Origin of the sequence: Gordonia abscondita (assembly GCF_032711245.1) — a bacterium.
GTDB lineage: Bacteria > Actinomycetota > Actinomycetes > Mycobacteriales > Mycobacteriaceae > Gordonia.
The window spans coordinates 3,759,297-3,778,535 of the sequence record NZ_CP128986.1 but is presented as its reverse complement, the minus strand read 5'-3'; the positions used below and the strand labels follow the sequence as shown (position 1 = coordinate 3,778,535).

Here is a 19,239-nt window from a genome sequence, read left to right as displayed (position 1 = left end):
GAGCAGTGGCAGGCAAGGCCCGCGTTCACGAACTGGCCAAGGAGATCGGCGTACCCAGCAAGAAGGTGCTGGAACGTCTGAAGGAACAAGGCGAGTTCGTCAAATCCGCGTCATCGACAGTTGAGGCCCCCGTGGCCCGTCGACTGCGCGAATCCTTCTCCGGCGGCGACGCCGGAGGTGACGACTCCAAGGCGTCGTCGTCCCCCAAGCCGTCGGCGGCGAAGCCGTCCTCGGCGGCCAAGCCGGGCGGCCCCAAGCCCGGAGCCCCCAAGCCGGCCCCGGCTGCACCGTCCGCTCCCGAAGCGTCGGCTCCGTCCGCTCCGGGCCCGAAGTCGTCGGCATCGACCCCGGGGCCGCGTCCCGGTCCGAAGCCCGCTCCGGCCCCGGCCCCGGCTCCGGCGCCCACTCCCACTCCGTCGCCCACTCCGGCTCCGGAACCGGAGACGCCGCAGGCACCCGCAGCGTCGGCGCCAGCATCCGGCGGCCAGAAGGCTCCGGGCCCCCGCCCGGGTCCGCGTCCCGGCCCGCGCACGCCGCGTGTCGGCAACAACCCGTTCTCGTCGGCGCCCGCGCCGGCTCCCCGTCCGCAGGGCCCGCGTCCGGGCCCCGGCCAGGCCGGACCCCGCCCCGGCGGCGGTCGTCCCGGGGCGGGACGTCCCGGCCAGCAGGGCACCGGCTCCGGCCGTCCGCCCGCAGGTCAGGGCGGTCCCCGTCCTAACCCCGGCAACATGCCGTCCCGTCCGTCGCCGGGTGCGATGCCGCAGCGCGCGGCTCGCCCCGATGCACGACCCGGTGGTCGCGGTGGCGGCGGCGGTCGTCCCGGTGGCGGTGGCGGTTTCCGTGGCGGCCCCGGTGGCGGCGGTCCCGGCGGCGGCGCACCGGCAGGCGGCGGTTTCCGCGGTCGTCCCGGTGGCGGCGGTCGCGGTCGCGGCGGTGCCGCGGGTGCGTTCGGGCGTCCGGGCGGCGCCCCGCGTCGTGGACGCAAATCGAAGCGTCAGAAGCGTCAAGAATACGACTCGATGCAGGCTCCGGCAGTCGGCGGCGTTCGTCTGCCTCGTGGCAACGGCGAGATCATCCGTCTCGCCCGTGGCGCATCCTTGTCGGACTTCGCAGAGAAGATCGACGCCAACCCGGCGGCATTGGTCCAGGCGTTGTTCAACCTCGGCGAGATGGTGACGGCGACCGAGTCGGTTAACGACGAGACGCTCGAGCTGCTCGGCTCGGAGATGAACTACGGTGTCCAGGTCGTCAGCCCGGAGGACGAGGACCGCGAGCTTCTCGAGAAGTTCGACCTCACCTACGGCGAGGACGAAGGCGACGAGGAAGATCTCCAGCAGCGTCCGCCGGTGGTGACCGTCATGGGTCACGTCGACCACGGCAAGACGCGACTGCTCGACACGATCCGTAAGGAGAACGTCGGCGGCACGGAGGCCGGTGGCATCACCCAGCACATCGGTGCGTACCAGGTGAACACCCACCTCAACGGCGATGATCGCCTGATCACGTTCATCGACACCCCGGGTCACGAGGCGTTCACCGCCATGCGTGCCCGTGGTGCCAAGGCCACTGACATCGCGATCCTCGTGGTCGCTGCCGACGACGGCGTCATGCCGCAGACGGTGGAGGCTGTGAACCACGCGCAGGCGGCCGACGTGCCGATCGTCGTGGCGGTCAACAAGATCGACAAGGAAGGCGCTGACCCGCAGAAGATCCGCGGGCAGCTCACCGAGTACGGTCTGATCCCCGAGGAGTACGGCGGCGAGACGATGTTCGTCGACATCTCGGCGAAGCAGGGCGAGAATATCGAAGCGCTGCTCGAAGCCGTGCTGTTGACGGCCGACGCGTCGCTCGATCTGCGCGCCAACCCCGACATGGACGCACAGGGTGTGGCCATCGAAGCGCACCTCGATCGCGGTCGCGGTCCGGTGGCTACGGTGCTCATCCAGCGCGGTACCTTGCGGGTCGGCGACTCGATCGTCGCGGGCGACGCCTACGGTCGCGTCCGTCGCATGGTCGACGAGCACGGCGACGACGTCGCGGAAGCGCTGCCGTCCCGTCCGGTCCAGGTGGTCGGATTCACCTCCGTCCCGGGTGCGGGCGACAACCTGCTGGTCGTCGAAGAGGATCGGACTGCACGGCAGATCGCGGACCGTCGCAATGCGCGTAAGCGCAATGCGCTGGCCGCACGTAGCCGCAAGCGGATCAGCCTGGAAGACTTGGATTCGGCTCTCAGGGAGACGAGCCAGCTGAACCTGATCCTCAAGGGCGACAACTCGGGTACCGTCGAGGCTCTCGAAGAGGCGCTCCTGGGCATCGAGATCGACGACGAGGTGTCGTTGCGCATCATCGACCGCGGTGTCGGTGGCGTCACGGAGACCAACGTCAACCTCGCTGCCGCGTCCGACGCGATCATCATTGGCTTCAACGTCCGTGCCGAAGGCAAGGCGACGGAGCTGGCGAACCGCGAAGGCGTCGAGATCCGCTACTACTCGGTTATCTACCGGGCGATCGAAGAGATCGAAGCTGCGCTCAAGGGCCTGCTCAAGCCGATCTACGAAGAGGTCGAGTTGGGCCGCACCGAGATCCGCGCGATCTTCAAGTCGTCCAAGGTCGGCAACATCGCAGGCTGCATGGTGCAGTCGGGTGTGGTCCGTCGCAACGCCAAGGCGCGTCTGCTGCGTGACAACACAGTGGTCGCCGAGAACCTGACCGTGTCGTCGCTGCGTCGTGAGAAGGACGATGTCACCGAGGTTCGCGAAGGCTTCGAGTGTGGTCTGACGCTCACCTACGGCGATATCAAGGTCGACGACGTCATCGAGACCTACGAAATGGTTGAGAAGGCGAGGGATTGATGACGACGTCGCAGGAGTTCAACGGAGTCGACGTCATCGAGACCCGCCAGATGGTGGAGAAGGCACGAGACTGATGGTCGATCATGCACGAGCCGCACGGCTCGCGAAGCGGATCACCACCATTGTGGCGAGCGCTATCGGGTCGGAGATCAAGGATCCCCGCCTGGCCCACGTGACGATCACGGATTGTCGGGTGACCGGGGACCTTCACGACGCGACGGTGTTCTACACGGTGATGGGTGAATCGGTCGACGCCGAACCAGATGTCGCGGGGGCGGCGGCCGGTCTGGCCGCCGCAACCGGGGCGTTGCGGTCCAAGGTGGGCGCGGGTACCGGAGTGCGTTTCACTCCGAGCCTGCGGTTCGAACTGGACACGGTGCCGGACGCGACGCGCGCGATGGACGAGTTGTTGGCTCGTGCGCGCGCACAGGACGAGTTGGTGGCGCGGACCGCGGAGGAAGCGAAGCCTGCGGGCGACAGCGACCCCTACCGGCACGGCGACGATTCAAGCGGCGACGATTCCAACGGAGACGGTCCTTCGGCGGTGCCGGCAGTGGAACTTGGTGGGGAAGAGCCTTCCCCAGGTGAGGACCGACGCGGGTGACGCGGGCGTCCGCAGCAGAGATAGCAGACGCACTACGTGACCGGGAGTCGGTCGTGATCATCAGTCACATCCGGCCTGATCCCGACACGATCGGCAGCGCGCTGGGGCTCGGTCTCGGCCTGAGGACGCTCGGCGTCGCAGTGCGGTGCGGGTTCTCCGGTCCGGAGGCGTTGCCCGGTGTGCTCTACGATCTGCCGGGCGCCGATCTCATCGAGCCGCTGACCTCTCCCACACCGGGAGAGGTCGCGGTTGCGGTGGACGCTGCGACCGTTAGTCGTCTCGGCGCGTACGAGGACGTGTTCACGGCGGCAGACACCCGCGTCTGCATTGACCACCACGTGTCTAATCCGGGATTCGGTGATCTCGACTTCATCGATCCCGAGTCGGATTGCACGGCGGTGCTCGTATTGCAGGTGTTGGACGAACTCGGCGTCGACGTGACCACCGAGATCGCGACATGCTTGTACGCGGGACTGGTGACCGACACGGGCTCATTCAAATGGGCGCGACCGGCGTCGTTCCACGTTGCGGCTCGACTCCTCGAATCTGGTGTCGACGCGGCGAAGTGGAGTCGCGCGCTGCTCGACTCACACCCGTACTCCTGGCTGCAGATGGTCTCAACCGTCCTGGGGACGTCCGTGCTCGATGAGCAGGCGTGCGATGGCCGAGGCCTGGTGTACGCGACAGTTACCGCTGACGAGATGGCGGGACTAGCGTGGGACGATTCGGAGAGCGTCATCGACGTCGTCCGGACCGCGCGGGAAGCCGAAGTCGCGGCAGTCTTCAAGGAGGCTGCGCCGGGGGAGTGGACGGTGTCGCTGCGCAGCAAGACGTGCGTCGACCTGGTTCCGGTGGCGCGGGCCCTCGGTGGCGGCGGGCACACCCGCGCGTCCGGGTACTCCGATTCGGGGACGGCAGCCGAGGTCATCGCCCGGTTGCGCGCTCAACTGTAGGCACCTCGTGCTTCGGCTCGCCGCGTCGGCGCTCGTCGTACTGGTAGCGCCCCCGCTCTATCTCATGCTCGACCTCGCGGTCGTCGGTCGTCTCGGCGCCTCCGAACTCGCGGCGTTGGCGGTCGCGACGCTCGTCTTGTCCGTCATCAGCACCCAACTGACGTTCCTGTCGTATGGGACGACGGCGCGGTCGGCGCGCGCATTCGGCAGCGGCGACCGTGATCGGGCGATCGTCGAAGGTGTGCAGGCGACTTGGATCGCACTCGGTGTCGGTGGCGTGATCGTCGTCGCCGGCTGGCTTCTCGCCCCCTGGGTTACCGGTGCTCTCGTCCCCGATGAGACAGTGGCCGCCGATGCTGCGGGATGGTTGCGCATCGCAGTGTTCGGAGTGCCATTGATTCTCGTTGCGATGGCGGGCAACGGCTGGATGCGAGGAGTTCAGGACACGCGTCGTCCCGTCTACTACGTGGTTGGCGGCCTGGCCGTCGGCGCTGTGCTGTGCGTCGGGTTGGTGCACGGGGCGGCCGGTCTGCCTCGGCTCGGCCTCGACGGCAGTGCGGTAGCCAATCTCGTCGGGCAGTCGATCACCGGCGTGCTCTTCGGAATACGACTGGTCCGCGCGGCGCCCGCTGGTCTCGCACCGGATCGATCAGTGATCCTCGCGCAGCTGCGTATGGGTCGTGATCTAGTGGTGCGGAGTCTGTCGTTCCAGATCTGTTTCGTGTCGGCCGCTGCGGTCGCCGCCCGCTTCGGCGTCGCGCAAGTGGCCGCGCACCAGGTCGTGCTGCAGCTGTGGGAATTCACGTCGCTGCTGCTTGACTCTCTGGCGATTGCCGCGCAGCAGCTCGTCGGTGCGGCGTTGGGTGCGAAAACGTTCGACGTCGCTCGCCGCACTGCCCGCAGCGTGACCGGGACGTCGCTCGCGGTGTCCGCGGTGCTCGCCGGTGCGCTGGCCGCCGGTGCGGGCGTGCTACCGAAGATCTTCAGTTCGGACCCCGCGGTCCTCGACGCGATCACCACACCGTGGTGGTTCTTCGTCGCGATGCTGCCCGTCGCGGGAATCGTATTCGCCCTGGACGGTGTTCTGCTCGGCGCCGGTGACGCCGCGTTCCTGCGCACCGCGACGCTCGCGGGCGCGCTGTGCGCGTTCTTCCCGATGATCTGGCTGTCCCTCGTCTTCGACTGGGGACTGGCAGGAATCTGGACCGGCCTGTTGCTCTTCATGTTCGCGCGACTCGGAGCCGTCGTCTGGCGCGTTCGGTCCGGCGCCTGGGTTCGCTAGGCGTACCGCCGGACTCACACTTCGTCGAGCGGGACGTTCGGGTCGCCGAGCCTGTCGACGTCGACGGTTCGCCCGGATGCGATGAGCTCGGCGATCGCGTCGCCCTGATCCCAGATGTTCACGTTCATGCCCGCGACCACGGCACCGTCGGCGAGCCAGAAGGCAAGGAATTCGCGGGTCGCTGTGTCACCGCGGACGACGACGTCGTTGTGGCCCGACGCGTGCCCGCGATATTCCATGCCGAGGTCGTACTGGTCGGTGAAGAAGTAGGGGAGACGGTCGTAGACCTGGGAGCCGCCGAGCATGTTCGCGACCGCCACAGCAGGCTGGTTCTGTGCGTTCGCCCAGTGTTCCACGCGGAGACGCCCGAGGGTCGGGTGATCATGGTTGGCGATATCGCCAACCGCGAAGATATCCGGGTCGCTGGTGCGCAGACCGGCGTCCACGTCGACTCCGTCGGAGACGTCCAGTCCTGCGTCGCGGGCGAGGTCGATGTTCGGGACCGCCCCGATGCCGACGAGGACGGCGTCGGCGGGAATCTGATCGCCGTCGTCGGTCGTGACGGATCGGGGCGTCACCGTGTCGACGCCCACCCCGAGCCGGAGGTCGACCCCGTGCTCTCGGTGCAGGTCGGCGACCACACGTCCGATGCGCGATCCGAGGGTCTTCTCCAACGGCTGGTCCTGGGGTTCGATCAGCGTCACGTCGCTGCCCGATTGGCGTGCGGTCGCGGCGACCTCCAAGCCTATCCATCCGCCGCCGACCACCACGAGGTGTCGCCCCTGGCCGATGGCGTCCCGGATCTGCTCGGATTCGTCGATGCTTCGCAGGTAGAGCGCTCCGTCGGCGCCGTCCATGCGTCGCGACGACGAACCGGTCGCCAACAGTAGTTTCGAATACACGACGGACGAACCGTCGTCGAGGTGCACCCGGTGCGTGTCGCGGTCGATCCGAACGGCGCGAACCCCGATCCGGACGTCGACGTCGTGGGCGACATACCAGTCCGCGTCGAACGTGAACGCATCCGAACGCTTGTCGCTACCCGCGAGGTATCCCTTCGAGAGCGGTGGCCGCTCGTAAGGGAGATGTTGTTCCTCGGCGATCAGCACGATTGCCCCGCCGTATCCCTGATCGCGGAGCGCCTCCGCAGTTTTCGCGCCCGCCAATCCTCCACCGATGATCACCTGTGCGTCGCTCATACACCCACCGTACGCCCGGGTTTGGTGTGGCAGAAGGGCTCGACCGCGGACGCGTTGACGCGAATCGGGTGACGATCCAGACGGGTGATTTCAGGGGTCCGGATCGATTCGTGTCCGACTCCGTGACTGCACGGCCAGGCTCGGACCGCGCGCACCCGAGCCGGGGTTGCGACGCCGGTCAGACGGGCGACTGTCGAGACATCACGCCTGCTCGGCGGAGATGGCCCGCCAGGCCCTTCGTGAGGGGCAGCGAGTCCAGGTCGTCGTCAGTGCACCACCGGACCGCATCCGCGTCGTCGCCGGCTTGCAGTGATCCGCCGAGGACGGTCGCCGAGAAGTCGTGGATCTCGAAGACGCCGAACTCGCCGTACGGCACTTCCACGGACCACAGTTCGATGCCGATCTCCACGTCCAGGCCGGTCTCTTCGAGCGCTTCCCGGCGTGCCGCTTGCGCGAACGTCTCGCCGTCTTCGACGTGGCCGCCGGGCACCGACCATCGGCCCTTCTCGGGTTCGTGACCACGTTGGACGAGCAGGACGCGGCCCGCGTCGTCGACGATCACGGCGCTCGCCGCGAGTACTCGTGTCATCGGTATACCGTAATCCCACTTGGGTGCGCGGTGTCGCGCCCGTGGCAGCATGGTCGCCATGGCGACACTCTGGGCGATCAGCGATCTGCATGTGGCGCACCGCGGCAACGAGGACATGATCGACCGGATCCGGCCGGCGGGGGAAGGCGACTGGCTGATCGTGGCCGGCGATGTCGCCGAACGCACCGACGACATCGTCGACACGCTCCGTCGTCTCGCGGCTCGTTTCGAGACGGTCGTCTGGGTACCCGGAAACCACGAGCTGTACACGACGGCGAAAGACCCGCTGCAGATCTTCGGTGTGGCGCGCTACGACTACCTCGTCCAGGCGTGTCGGGAGATCGGCGTCATCACCCCCGAGGACATCTACCCGCTGTTCGATCCGCGTGACGGGAGCGGGCCGGTTCGCGTCGTCCCTATGTTCTTGCTGTACGACTACACGTTCCGGCCGGAGGGGACGACGACAGCTCTTCAGGCGTTGGCCGTCGCCCGCGACCGGAACGTCGTCGCGACCGACGAGTTCCTGCTGTCGCCGGAGCCGTTCGGCACACGTGACGCGTGGGGCCGTGACCGGATCGCGCAGACGCTCCGACGTCTCGAGGCTATCGACCCAGCGGAGAAGACTGTCCTGATCAATCATTGGCCACTGCGGCGGGAACCGTGTGACGTCCTCATGTATCCGGAGTTCGCGTTGTGGTGCGGCAGTGAATTGACCGCCGACTGGCACACCCGCTTCAACGCGATGTGCAGCGTCTACGGACACCTGCACATTCCGCGGACCACCTGGTACGACGATGTCCGTTTCGAGGAGGTGTCCGTCGGGTATCCGCGCGAGTGGAAGCGGCGGGGGCTGCCCGAGCCGCTGTTGCGGCAGATCGTCCCCGACCCGGGGACCCGTCCCGCAGACGTGCCCCATCAGGGACTTCGCTTCGAGGTGCCGCCCGACTACGAGGAGCGTGCGGCCGAGTTCCGGCAGAAGCTCGAGGAGCGCCGGGTGCGGCGGGCGTCCCGCGAATCCGAGTAGTTCCAGCGCATGGCACCATTGACGGCATGATTTCGCGACTCATGCCCGCCGGTGTCGGCGCGGCCGAGACGTTCGACGACCCGCCCGGTCTGACAGCGATGCCCGCCGAGGAGCCGTTGATCGCGAAGGCCGTCGAGAAGCGGCGCCGTGAGTTCATTACGGCCCGCCATTGTGCCCGGCAAGCGTTGGCCCAGTTGGGTTTCGACCCGCTGCCCATCATGCGCGGCGAACGCGGCATGCCGTTGTGGCCCAGTCAGGTGGTCGGCAGCATGACCCACTGCGACGGATACCGCGGAGCGGTGACCGCGTACTCGATGCAGGTGCGGTCACTCGGCATCGACGCCGAACCGCACCTCGCACTGCCCGACGGCGTACTCGAGCACACGTCGGTGCAGGCCGAACGCGATGTCCTCGCTACCCGGGACGACGACATCGCCTGGGATCGTCTCCTGTTCTGTGCGAAGGAGGCCACTTATAAGGCGTGGTTCCCGATCACGCATCGCTGGCTGGGTTTCGAGGACGCGCACATCGTCTTCGACCGCGATCTGGCTGGCGCCGATGACCCGATCACCGGCACTTTCACCTCGACCATCCTGATCGACGGCACGACGATCGACGGGGGTGCGCCGCTGCTCACGCTGCCCGGCCGCTGGGCCGTCGCCGACGGCTTGATCCTGACCACGATTGCGTTGACCTGACATGGCTGATCTGTCCATTGAGAACGCCGGACTTCTCGTCCTCGACAAGGCGGCGGGAGTCACCAGCCACGACATGGTGGCCAAGTCGCGCAAGGCTTTCGGGACGCGCCGCGTCGGCCACGCCGGAACGCTCGACCCGATGGCGACCGGAGTCCTGGTGCTCGGTATCGAACGCGCGACCAAACTTCTCGGTCTGCTGTCGTTGACGACGAAGTCGTACACGGCGACCATCCGGCTCGGACAGTCGACGGACACCGATGACGCCGAAGGCGCCGCCATCGGCGCGTTCGACACGTCAGCGGTGACCGACGAGCAGGTCGCGGCTGGTGTCGTCGAGCTGACAGGTGAGATCGACCAGGTGCCTGCGCGCGTGAGCGCTATCAAGGTCGACGGCAAACGCGCCCACGCGTTGGCCCGCACCGGTGAGGACTTCGAACTCGCCGCCCGGCGGGTGACGGTGTCTCGCTTCGACGTCCTCGAGACCAGACGCGTCGGCGGATTCGTCGACCTCGACGTCGAAGTCGACTGTTCGTCGGGTACCTACATTCGCTCTCTCGCACGCGATCTCGGGGCCGGACTAGGCGTCGGCGGACATCTCACGGCGCTCCGCCGAACTGCCGTCGGACCGTTCACCCTCGAACGCGCCCGGACTATCGACGACGTCGCCGAGCGGCCCGGCCTCAGCATGGGCATCGACGACGCCGCCAAAATCTGTTTCCCACTGCGCGACATCTCCGACGACGAAGCCGAGTCGATCAGTCAAGGCCGTTGGCTCGAACCGATCGGGCACAAGGGCGTCTACACCGTCGTTGACCCGTCCGGGCAGGCCATCGCGCTGGTCCAAGAGAAGGGGAGGCGCGCCAGTTCGGTCATGGTGGTGCGCCCGGCCAATCTGCGCTGAGAGGATTCGTACCGCGTCGGCTCCACATGTGCCTCTCAGAGCCCTCGGCGCCCGCAGGGCTAGTCTGTTCCGCTGCGTATGTCGAACGCGATGCTTGGGGGAACCGTCGCGATAGGTGCGCTCAGCCTCGATGGAGGAAGATCGCGCGGGCGGCGATGTCACCGAGGTGGATCGGGTCGCCGTCGTCGACGCAGATCGTCACAGTGCCGGCGAACGGTCGCTTTTCTGAGATACGGACGCGGCAGTCCAGGGCGATGCCGATCTCCTCGAAGTAGCGGAGCATCTCCGGATCCGAGTCGGAGATCCGGTTGATGACACCGGACTCGTCGACACCGAGGTCGGCCAGCTGAAGGGCCGCCGCATCGGGGACGCTGCCGTCGACGCCCGGGATCGGGTCGCCGTGCGGGTCTCGTTTCGGATGCCCCAGTTTGGTGTCGATGTGCCGGAGCAGACGTTCGGACACCGCGTGCTCGAGAACTTCGGCGTCCTCGTGGACCTGATCCCAGCCGTACCCGAGTTCACGCACCAAGAAAGTCTCGAGCAGTCGGTGTCGGCGCACCATGCTGATCGCAGCTTCGCGACCTTCGTCAGTGAGCGTCACCGCACCGTAGGGGGCGTGATCGACGAGCTGCTGATCTGCGAGTTTGCGGATGCCTTCGGACGCTGTGGAGGGGGAGACCCCGAGCTTTTCGGCGAGCAGTTTGGTCGTGACCTTCACATCGGACCATTCCTGCGTCGTCCAGATCACCTTGAGATAGTCCTGGGTCACAGACGAGAGTTCGTCGACCGGTCGAGAGTCGGGCATATGCATGACCTTACCTACCGTCGTGAGCGGAGGTGTCCACCGCGCCGTGCCCGACCGCGTGCCGCGCCGTACTGTAGAGGCGTGTTGCGTTGGCGAGGATTGGATGATGTACCTGCCGGGTGGGGTCGCTGTGTGGTGACCATCGGCGTATTCGACGGTATTCACCGTGGACACGCCCAGCTGGTGACCGCGGCGACGCGGGCCGCTGCCGAACGCGGAGTCCCGTCCGTATTGATGACGTTCGACCCGCATCCGTCCGAGGTCGTCCGCCCGGGAACTCACCCGCCCCAGTTGTCGACACTCCGACGCCGCGCCGACCTCGCCGAGGAGATGGGCATCGACGTGTTCTGCGTCATCCCGTTCACGTCGACGGTCGCGGCGCAGTCGCCGGAGGAATTCGTCCACGAAGTCCTCGTCGAAGAACTGCATGCCGCGGAGGTCATCGTCGGAGACAACTTCACGTTCGGCCGCAAGGCGCTCGGCGACGTCCCGAAGCTACGCGAACTCGGTCAGCGCTTCGGCTTCGAGGTGACCGCGGTGTCGCTGTTCGGCGAGCACGCCGTCACTTACTCGTCGACGTACATCCGTTCGTGCGTCGCGTCCGGCGACGTCGAACTCGCAGCCGAAGCCCTCGGTCGGCCGCACCGCGTGGAAGGCGCCGTCGTCCACGGTGAACGACGAGGCCGCGACCTCGGATATCCGACCGCGAACATCGCCCCGCCCGAGCATGCCGCGATCCCCGGCGACGGCGTGTACGCCGCGTGGTTCACCGTCCTGGGCGACAAAGAAGGCGACGGGTTCCGCCCCGGCAGACGGTACGCGGCGTCGGTGTCGGTCGGCACCAATCCGACGTTCTCCGGTCGCAACAGGACCGTCGAAGCGTACGTTCTCGATCTCGACGCAGACCTCTACGGCCAGCACGTCGCCGTCGACTTCGTCAGCCGGTTGCGTGGCATGGAGTCGTATGACGGCGTCGATGCTCTGATCGCCGCTATCAGCGACGATGTGACGCGCACCCGGACGATCCTGTCCGCGGACGCGAACTGAGCGATTCTCGTTCGACGTTCATTGGCTGGTAGAGTTCCCGCCTGGTGTCAGCTGCGGTCCGTGGTGGCGCACCCTCGCCCCTGGTGGTGGAGTCCGAGCGCGGAACTGAAAATCAAGGAGACTCTCATGGCGCTTACCGCCGACGAGAAGAAGGCCATCCTCAGCGAGTATGGCGTGCACGAGACCGACACCGGTTCGCCGGAGGCTCAGGTCGCGATGCTGACTAAGCGGATCAAAGACCTGACCGAGCACCTCAAGGAGCACAAGCACGACCACCACAGCCGTCGTGGTCTGCTCCTGCTCGTCGGTCGCCGTCGCCGCCTGCTCAAGTACTTGGCGAGCGTCGACATCAACCGCTACCGCTCGCTGATCGAGCGCCTGGGCATGCGTCGCTGACGCACCCCCATGATCTCTTCGAGGCCGCGACCCACCAGGGTCACGGTCTCGAAGTGTATTACGCAGCGAAAATGCTAGGATCGACTTGGTGCGATGACCTGCCTGCAGCGGCAACGCAGTCGTGAATCGTCAGATCGGTCCTCGGTAGTGGCTGTCGGAAGTGACAAACTCCGGCCGCTTCGATCGAAGGCCGTCTACTCACAGCGCACGAAGCGCTGGCCACGACTCCCGCGGCCGCTCATGCCTCTTATCCACCCGATCCGTCGCGAAACGCGACGGGTCTGCAACTGCATATGCCGGCCGCGAAAGTCCGCGGTCGAACTACACGAGGGATTCTCACTACATGACTGATGTCATCACCGACGACTTCGACGAATCGATCACCGAAGTCTCCGCCGTCATCGACAACGGCGCGTTCGGCCAGCGGACCATCCGCTTCGAGACCGGACGTCTGGCCCTGCAGGCCGCGGGCGCAGTCGTCGCCTACCTCGACGAGGGGACGATGCTCCTCTCGACGACCACCGCGTCCAAGTCGCCGAAGGAGCACTTCGACTTCTTCCCGCTGACCGTCGACGTTGAAGAGCGCATGTACGCCGCCGGTCGTATCCCGGGATCGTTCTTCCGCCGTGAGGGCCGCCCGTCGACCGACGCGATCCTGACCTGCCGCCTCATCGACCGTCCGCTGCGCCCGTCGTTCGTCGACGGTCTCCGCAATGAGATTCAGGTCGTCGAGACCATCCTGTCGCTCGACCCGAAGGACCTCTACGACGTTCTCGCGATCAACGCGGCATCGGCGTCCACCCAGATCTCGGGTCTGCCGTTCTCCGGCCCCGTCGGCGGCGTCCGCGTCGCCCTCATCCCGACCCTCGCAGGCGAAGGCGAAGGCCGCGACGAGAACAAGGCCGGCCAGTGGGTCGCATTCCCGACCGTTGATCAGCTCGAAGGCGCCGTGTTCGACATGGTCGTCGCGGGGCGCATCGTCTCCGGCGAAGGCGCCGATGCAGACGTCGCCATCATGATGGTCGAAGCCGAGGCCACCGAGAACGTGCTCGAGCGCATCGCAGGCGGAGCGCAAGCTCCGAGCGAGGCGATCGTCGCCGAAGGCCTCGAAGCCGCCAAGCCGTTCATCGCCCAGCTCTGTGAGGCACAGAAGCAGCTCGCAGCCGCGGCCGCTAAGGAGACCCGCGAGTTCCCGCTGTTCCCGCCGTACGCCGACGACGTCTACGACGCTGTCGCCGAGTTCGCCACCGCGCGTCTGGGCGAAGCCCTCGCGATCGCGGGCAAGCAGGAACGCGACGAGGCCACCGACGCGCTGAAGGGCGATGTTCTCGAAGCGCTCGCAGGCAAGTTCGAGGGCCGCGAAGGTCAGATCGGTGCGGCGTACCGCTCGCTGACCAAGAAGCTCGTTCGCCGGCGCATCCTCACCGACCACTTCCGCATCGACGGTCGCGGCATCACCGACATCCGTGCGCTCTCGGCGGAGATCGGTGTGATCCCGCGCGCCCACGGCAGCGCACTGTTCGAGCGCGGCGAGACCCAGATCATGGGTGTCACCACTCTCGACATGGTGAAGATGGCGCAGCAGATCGACTCGCTCGGCCCCGAGACGAGCAAGCGCTACATGCATCACTACAACTTCCCGCCGTACTCGACCGGTGAGACCGGTCGCGTCGGTTCGCCGAAGCGCCGCGAGATCGGCCACGGCGCGCTCGCCGAGCGTGCACTCGTGCCGGTCCTGCCGAGCGTTGAAGAGTTCCCGTACGCGATCCGCCAGGTGTCCGAGGCGCTCGGCTCCAACGGTTCGACGTCGATGGGCTCGGTCTGCGCGGCGACCATGTCGCTGCTCAACGCCGGTGTCCCGCTGAAGGCGCCGGTCGCAGGCATCGCGATGGGCCTCGTCTCTGACGAAGTCACCATCGACGGCAAGTCCGAGACCCGCTACGTCGCCCTCACCGACATCCTCGGTGCCGAGGACGCGTTCGGCGACATGGACTTCAAGGTCGCGGGCACCAAGGAGTTCGTGACCGCTCTCCAGCTCGACACCAAGTTGGACGGCATTCCGTCGAAGGTCCTGGCCGGCGCACTGAGCCAGGCCAAGCAGGCCCGCCTCACCATCCTGGATGTCCTCGCCGAAGCCATCGACGAGCCCGACGAGATGAGCCCGTTCGCTCCGCGGATCACGACCATCAAGATCCCGCTGGACAAGATCGGCGAACTGATCGGCCCCAAGGGCAAGACGATCAACGGCATCACCGAGGAGACCGGCGCCAACATCTCCATCGAGGACGACGGCACCGTGTTCATCGGTGCGGCCGACGGGCTCTCGGCTCAGGCTGCGATCGACAAGGTCAATGCGATCGCCAACCCGCAGTTGCCGAAGGTTGGCGAACGCTTCCTCGGCACCGTCGTCAAGACGCCCGCGTTCGGCGCGTTCGTCTCGCTGCTCCCGGGCCGCGACGGACTGATCCACATCAGCAAGCTGGGCAACGGCAAGCGCATCGGCAAGGTCGAAGACGTCGTCAAGGTCGGCGACAAGTTGCAGGTCGAGATCGCTGACATCGACGAGCGCGGCAAAATCAGCCTCGTCCTCGTCCGCGACGACGCTGACGAGAAGACCGAAGAGACGGCAGATGCCTGATCTGACCTGATCGGTCGAGTATCGACTCCGGCCCGCGACACACTCGGTGCGTCGCGGGCCGGAGTCGTCTGCCCGGATGGCCAGTGTGGGCCGGCCGTCGGTCACCGAAGGTAGTCTCAGCACTACCGGGAACGGTCGACGCCACGCCAGTGAGATCGTCGCTGCAGGTCAATAGCATGTGGAATATGACAGGCAAGACGATGGCGACAGGCGAGACGACGGCGACAGGCGAGATGACGGACGCGGGGCCGCACCCGTCCGTCCGGTCGCGGCAGTCGCCGTGGCAACTGCTCCAAGGCTCTCCGCTGCGCTACCTGACCTCTTCTGATCCGTGGCGCGCCGTCGCATACACCGCGATGACTCTGGTCCTCGGTTGCCTCCTGTTCGTCGGGTACATCGTGATCGTGCTGCTGCCGCTCGCGCCCGCATGGTCGAACCTGCTCGGGAAGGTCGATCGGCAGCGGATCCGACTGCTTCGGCTGCCTGAGATCACCGATCCGCACACGCTTGCGGTCGGGAATCTGCCGACGCGGATGGGAGTGCGGCTCGGGGAGGCTGCGACCTGGCGAGAGGTTGTTTACTCCCTCGTGCTCGCCGTGTTCGCACCGCTGGCCGGAGTCGGGTTCATGATGGGCGGCGCGTTCGTCGTCGTGTTCGCGTTCGCGCCGGCGTTGGCCGGGCACGGAGAGACGATCAACCTCGGACCGTGGGCTGTTGATTCGGCCGGCGAAGCCTGGTGGATGGTGCCGATCGCACTGCCGATTGTGGTACTCGGTCTCTACCTGTGCGGGGTTGCCGCGGCGATCACCGCATCGATCGCCATATGGCTGTTGGGCCCGCGAGAGGAAGAATTGGCGGCGAAGATCGAGGCCCTGCAGTCGTCGCGCGGCGTCCTCGTCGGATCGTTCGAAGCCGAGCGGCAGCGCATCGAGCGCGACCTGCACGACGGCCCGCAACAGGATCTCGTCGGTGCCGCTATGCAGTTGGGCGAGCTTGCGCAGACCAACGGCGACCCGGACATCCGGTCCGACGTGGAAGCCGCTCAAGCGCGCGTCGAGCGAGCGTTGGCAAGTTTGCGGGCGACCGTGCGCGGCGTGCACCCGAAGGTGCTCGGCGACTTCGGCCTCGAGGCGGCCTGCGCGGAACTCGGCGACCCGATCGTGGTGCGGGTCGTTCCGAGCGTCGGCTGGGTACCGGGCCGTCGACTGGCCACAGACATCGAGCGGGCGCTCTACTACACGGCGAGCGAAGCGGTGACGAACGCCGTCAAACACGGTCGGGCGTCGACCGTCACGATCGAGTTGTCGGACGTCGTGGGCGTCGTCACGATGGTTGTCACCGACGACGGAGTCGGCGGAGCGGACCCGGCGCTCGGCAGCGGACTCGCTGGTCTCATCGAGCGAGCGAATGCGCTCGGCGCGGTGCTCGCCGTCGACAGTCCGCGAGGTGGCCCGACCGTGCTCCGGTGGACTGGGCGTGTCGAGCAATAGACGGTAGGGAACACTCGAACGAGTGGGAGTGCGCATCGTTCTGGCCGAAGACTCGGTTCTGCTCACCGAAGGGTTGGTCCGGATCCTCGAGCGTGCCGGGCACGACGTCGTCGCCGCAGTGCGCGACGCCGACGCGCTTCGGGCCGTCGATCTGGCCGCTGTCGATCTGGTGATCACCGACGTCCGGATGCCGCCCGGCGACGGCGACGACGGACTTCGTGCCGCCGTCAGCCTCCGACATCGCCGCCCCGACCTTCCAGTCCTCGTGCTGTCGCAGTACGTCGCCGCGGCATACGCGCGGCGTCTCCTCGCATCCGAGCAGGGCGGCGCAGTGGGCTACCTGCTCAAAGAGCGGGTCGGCCGTGTCGACGACTTCCTTCGCGCCGTGGACACCGTGGTCGCCGGGGGAGTCGTTATCGACCCTGAAGTCATCTCGAAGATGTTCGGCGCGGCGGACATCGAACGGCTAACGCCTCGCGAAATGCAAGTGTTGGGGTTGATGGCACGCGGCGCCAGCAACTCTGAAGTCGCGGCCGAACTGGTGGTCTCCGACGCCGCGGTCGCCAAACACGTCGCGAACATCTTCACCAAGCTCGATCTGCCGCCGGAGACCGAGAATCGCCGGGTTCGCGCGATCCTGATGTACCTCGCACAGGTCTGAACGTGCGAGTAGTCCCGCTCAGCCGATCTTGATACGACCCGTCGCGCCGCTGATCTCGCGTAGCTTGCCGGACGCCGACTTCACGTTCCCGAAGTACCTGATTCGGTAGTCGCCCGCCTGCGCGTTCCTCGGCACCCGCCACGTCACGGTCACCTTCGACGCGGACGGGCTGCCGCCGGGGCGGGCCCACGTCATCTCCGTGGACTCGTGGTCGTCGTCGTAGACCATCTCCCACCGGGTACCGGTGAACTTTTCGACGTTGAAGTATTGCTGCGATCCGCGGCGCACCCGGTTGCTCGGGTAGGCGCCGCAGAAGCTCGCGGAGAGCGTGGCACCGGGTTTCGCCGACGCTGGAACCTTCGACACGACCTGTCCAAAGCGCTTTCCGGGCATCGGGGTGTCGGCAGGCTGGGTGCCGAGGAGATCGGGTTGCAGGGCGGAGCGGTCGGCTGGCCGACGGCCGGCCGGCCGCGTGACACCGCGCTTCATCGCGCGGGCAAGTGCATCCATCTCCTGCATGTAGGCGCACAGCGTCCACCGGCCGAACAATGTCTCACCGCCCTCGTATTGCTGCGACACATACTCTTCGGGGGTCACGACGTACTGGCTGTACCCGTTCGAATAGCCCTGAAGGAGCACGTTCTCCAGCGGGACGTCCATGGCGTCGGCGACGATCCGTCGCACACGCAGACCGGCGACGATGGTCGACTCCGTCGGCAGCGCCGCCAGAACCAGATCGCCGATCCGGAGAAGCTGTACGGGCAGTCGCTGTTCGATCCACGACCGGGGCGGCATGATGCCGAGCGGGAACAGGTCGGCTTTCGGCGCCTGATTGTCGACGATCCACGCGTCGGGCGTCGGGGTGGCGCCCGCACCGAGCGCCATCGCCAGCTCATTCCGCACGCCTTCGTTGAGGAAACCGAGCTGGCTGCGAGTGTTCTCCTCTTGGCTCGTCGCCGCCGCGGCTGCGCCCATCATGGCGGGCGAGGTGCGCGCGGATTTGCCGTGCGGCGTGTAGTGCCCGCTGATGTGTACGTTCGCCATGTCGACGTAGCGGGTCGCGGAGTCGACGCCTCCCGCCGTCATCGGGCGCGCGGCGGCCAGTGCCGACTGTCCGGCCTGATCCTGGCGACGTCCGATGATGATCCGGTTGCTCTGGTGGTTCTCCGTGGGGCCTCCCGGATTCATCTTGCGGGCCCACAGGTTCGGGGTCATGTCGCCCGCATTGGTTTGGGCGTGCGCGCTCACGATGTGCGGGTCCCGCTGCTCGCCGAGATATGCCGCGTAACCCTTGTTGTCTGCGCTGATGAGGAAGTTCGCATCGGTGAGCGACGTTCCGTGGGTGGCGAACCAGGTGATCTCGCCGATCGTCTTACCGCCTTGGCGCAGCCGGATCGCGGTTACTTGCGGGTCGATGTGTTCAGGGAAGTGTTTGCGGTCGGCCGCGGGATTCAACCGAAACGCGTCGTAGGAGCGGTTGGCGCTCGCATTGTGCAGTTCAGCGTGACCCAGTTCGACGGTGCCCGGAGCAAGCGAGTCGTGTGCTTGCGCGACGGCCTCGAGTAGTCCGTCGATCTCGGCCCTGAACGAGTTGTGCCGATGGCCCTTCGCGGCCAGAACGTACGCGTAGTCCCAGGAGGTCCCGCCGCACGAATTGTGGTTGTGCGTAGCGTTCACGTTCACGTTATGCACGTTGTAGATGTCGCCGTATCGCTTGCCGAGTTCGGCGAGCAGGGTGTTGTGGTGCGAGGTGAACACGCACGCGATGTCGGCGGTGATGAACAGGACGCGTCGGTTGGTCGCGGCGTCGGCGACGATGTACGCCCGCGCCCAGGTGCGTTGCAGCAGTCCGTTCGCGACCTGGTCGAGGTCCGAGTAGCCCATCATGCCTTGTCCGGCGATCGCCCCGGTCATGTCGCCCTTGCCTGCGCCGACGAGGTATCCGGTAGCGGCGCGGGCCGGTCCGGCCGCGTCCGTGGCAGCGGCGCCGAGCCCGACAGTGGCAGCGGCACCGGCCGCCCCGGCGGCGGTCGCGTGTAGGAAGGTGCGGCGTGAAACGGCGGACATCGGGCTCCTTGAATGGTGCAGGTTCTTCTGGGT

16 protein-coding genes are annotated in these 19,239 nt (G+C 66.9%); 12 read left to right on the top strand and 4 right to left on the bottom strand.

The features are described from left to right. Positions 1-5 precede the first annotated feature (5 nt). The 4 genes from infB (at position 6) to MP11Mi_RS17795 (ending at position 5,691) form a co-directional block, all read left to right on the top strand. On the top strand, positions 6-2,852 hold the full coding sequence (infB, locus tag MP11Mi_RS17810; protein ID WP_420040200.1) for a translation initiation factor IF-2: 2,847 nt from the start codon (positions 6-8) through the stop codon (positions 2,850-2,852). A gap of 73 nt (positions 2,853-2,925) precedes the next feature. Then, positions 2,926-3,456, top strand: a complete 531-nt coding sequence (gene rbfA, locus MP11Mi_RS17805) for a 30S ribosome-binding factor RbfA (protein WP_420040199.1) — start codon at positions 2,926-2,928, stop codon at positions 3,454-3,456. Continuing rightward, positions 3,453-4,409 carry a DHH family phosphoesterase gene (locus MP11Mi_RS17800; protein ID WP_420040198.1) on the top strand — a complete coding sequence of 319 codons (957 nt, stop codon included), beginning with the start codon at positions 3,453-3,455 and terminating at the stop codon, positions 4,407-4,409. Before rbfA ends, MP11Mi_RS17800 begins: the two co-directional genes overlap by 4 nt. Positions 4,410-4,416: 7 nt before the next feature. Continuing rightward, positions 4,417-5,691 carry an MATE family efflux transporter gene (locus tag MP11Mi_RS17795; RefSeq protein WP_420712813.1) on the top strand — a complete coding sequence of 425 codons (1,275 nt, stop codon included), beginning with the start codon at positions 4,417-4,419 and terminating at the stop codon, positions 5,689-5,691. Positions 5,692-5,705: 14 nt separating this feature from the next. On the opposite strand, the gene MP11Mi_RS17790 is transcribed toward MP11Mi_RS17795, so the two are convergent. Both MP11Mi_RS17790 and MP11Mi_RS17785 read right to left on the bottom strand, forming a co-directional pair. After that, the gene (locus MP11Mi_RS17790) at positions 5,706-6,890 is read right to left on the bottom strand and encodes an NAD(P)/FAD-dependent oxidoreductase (protein WP_420040197.1); all 1,185 of its coding nucleotides are present in this window, start codon (positions 6,888-6,890) and stop codon (positions 5,706-5,708) included. Positions 6,891-7,068: 178 nt separating this feature from the next. After that, positions 7,069-7,479 (bottom strand): NUDIX hydrolase, encoded by a 411-nt coding sequence (locus tag MP11Mi_RS17785; RefSeq protein WP_420040196.1) that lies wholly within the window; start codon positions 7,477-7,479, stop codon positions 7,069-7,071. 58 nt (positions 7,480-7,537) lie between these two features. Between MP11Mi_RS17785 and MP11Mi_RS17780 the strand changes: the two genes are divergently transcribed. Genes MP11Mi_RS17780 through truB form a run of 3 tightly spaced genes read left to right on the top strand, consistent with a single transcriptional unit; the run spans position 7,538 to position 10,102 of the window. After that, positions 7,538-8,503, top strand: a complete 966-nt coding sequence (locus tag MP11Mi_RS17780) for a metallophosphoesterase family protein (protein ID WP_420040195.1) — start codon at positions 7,538-7,540, stop codon at positions 8,501-8,503. A gap of 26 nt (positions 8,504-8,529) precedes the next feature. Continuing rightward, positions 8,530-9,201, top strand: a complete 672-nt coding sequence (locus MP11Mi_RS17775; RefSeq protein WP_420040194.1) for a 4'-phosphopantetheinyl transferase family protein — start codon at positions 8,530-8,532, stop codon at positions 9,199-9,201. A 1-nt stretch (position 9,202) separates the two neighbouring features. Further along, complete coding sequence (gene truB, locus MP11Mi_RS17770; protein WP_420040193.1) at positions 9,203-10,102, top strand: tRNA pseudouridine(55) synthase TruB; 900 nt, start codon at positions 9,203-9,205, stop codon at positions 10,100-10,102. A gap of 121 nt (positions 10,103-10,223) precedes the next feature. On the opposite strand, the gene MP11Mi_RS17765 is transcribed toward truB, so the two are convergent. Next, positions 10,224-10,907 (bottom strand): metal-dependent transcriptional regulator, encoded by a 684-nt coding sequence (locus MP11Mi_RS17765; protein ID WP_420040192.1) that lies wholly within the window; start codon positions 10,905-10,907, stop codon positions 10,224-10,226. An 81-nt stretch (positions 10,908-10,988) separates the two neighbouring features. Between MP11Mi_RS17765 and MP11Mi_RS17760 the strand changes: the two genes are divergently transcribed. The 5 genes from MP11Mi_RS17760 to MP11Mi_RS17740 all read left to right on the top strand — a co-directional run bounded on the left by MP11Mi_RS17760 (position 10,989) and on the right by MP11Mi_RS17740 (position 17,139). Beyond that, positions 10,989-11,954, top strand: coding sequence for a bifunctional riboflavin kinase/FAD synthetase (locus MP11Mi_RS17760; protein ID WP_420040191.1), 966 nt, complete (start codon positions 10,989-10,991; stop codon positions 11,952-11,954). 126 nt (positions 11,955-12,080) lie between these two features. Further along, positions 12,081-12,350, top strand: a complete 270-nt coding sequence (gene rpsO, locus MP11Mi_RS17755) for a 30S ribosomal protein S15 (protein WP_420040190.1) — start codon at positions 12,081-12,083, stop codon at positions 12,348-12,350. Between the two features lie 343 nt (positions 12,351-12,693). Further along, entirely contained in the window at positions 12,694-14,988 is a 2,295-nt protein-coding gene (locus MP11Mi_RS17750) for a polyribonucleotide nucleotidyltransferase (protein WP_420040189.1), read from the top strand. A gap of 185 nt (positions 14,989-15,173) precedes the next feature. Further along, positions 15,174-16,478, top strand: coding sequence for a sensor histidine kinase (locus MP11Mi_RS17745; protein ID WP_420040188.1), 1,305 nt, complete (start codon positions 15,174-15,176; stop codon positions 16,476-16,478). Positions 16,479-16,500: 22 nt separating this feature from the next. Further along, positions 16,501-17,139 carry a response regulator transcription factor gene (locus MP11Mi_RS17740; protein WP_420040187.1) on the top strand — a complete coding sequence of 213 codons (639 nt, stop codon included), beginning with the start codon at positions 16,501-16,503 and terminating at the stop codon, positions 17,137-17,139. Positions 17,140-17,157: 18 nt separating this feature from the next. Here MP11Mi_RS17740 and MP11Mi_RS17735 read toward each other — a convergent pair whose 3' ends face one another. Continuing rightward, a complete protein-coding gene (locus tag MP11Mi_RS17735) occupies positions 17,158-19,206 on the bottom strand; it encodes a neutral/alkaline non-lysosomal ceramidase N-terminal domain-containing protein (RefSeq protein ID WP_420040186.1) in 2,049 nt (682 codons plus the stop codon). Positions 19,207-19,239: the final 33 nt, after the last annotated feature.

Coding starts and splice junctions, on each gene's coding strand:
- MP11Mi_RS17765 (WP_420040192.1), bottom strand. CDS start 10,907: ATGCCCGACTCTCGACCGGTCGACGAACTCTCGTCTGTGACCCAGGAC.
- MP11Mi_RS17785 (WP_420040196.1), bottom strand. CDS start 7,479: ATGACACGAGTACTCGCGGCGAGCGCCGTGATCGTCGACGACGCGGGC.
- truB (WP_420040193.1), top strand. CDS start 9,203: ATGGCTGATCTGTCCATTGAGAACGCCGGACTTCTCGTCCTCGACAAG.
- rbfA (WP_420040199.1), top strand. CDS start 2,926: ATGGTCGATCATGCACGAGCCGCACGGCTCGCGAAGCGGATCACCACC.
- MP11Mi_RS17775 (WP_420040194.1), top strand. CDS start 8,530: ATGATTTCGCGACTCATGCCCGCCGGTGTCGGCGCGGCCGAGACGTTC.
- MP11Mi_RS17790 (WP_420040197.1), bottom strand. CDS start 6,890: ATGAGCGACGCACAGGTGATCATCGGTGGAGGATTGGCGGGCGCGAAA.
- MP11Mi_RS17780 (WP_420040195.1), top strand. CDS start 7,538: ATGGCGACACTCTGGGCGATCAGCGATCTGCATGTGGCGCACCGCGGC.
- MP11Mi_RS17745 (WP_420040188.1), top strand. CDS start 15,174: ATGACAGGCAAGACGATGGCGACAGGCGAGACGACGGCGACAGGCGAG.
- MP11Mi_RS17750 (WP_420040189.1), top strand. CDS start 12,694: ATGACTGATGTCATCACCGACGACTTCGACGAATCGATCACCGAAGTC.
- rpsO (WP_420040190.1), top strand. CDS start 12,081: ATGGCGCTTACCGCCGACGAGAAGAAGGCCATCCTCAGCGAGTATGGC.
- MP11Mi_RS17735 (WP_420040186.1), bottom strand. CDS start 19,206: ATGTCCGCCGTTTCACGCCGCACCTTCCTACACGCGACCGCCGCCGGG.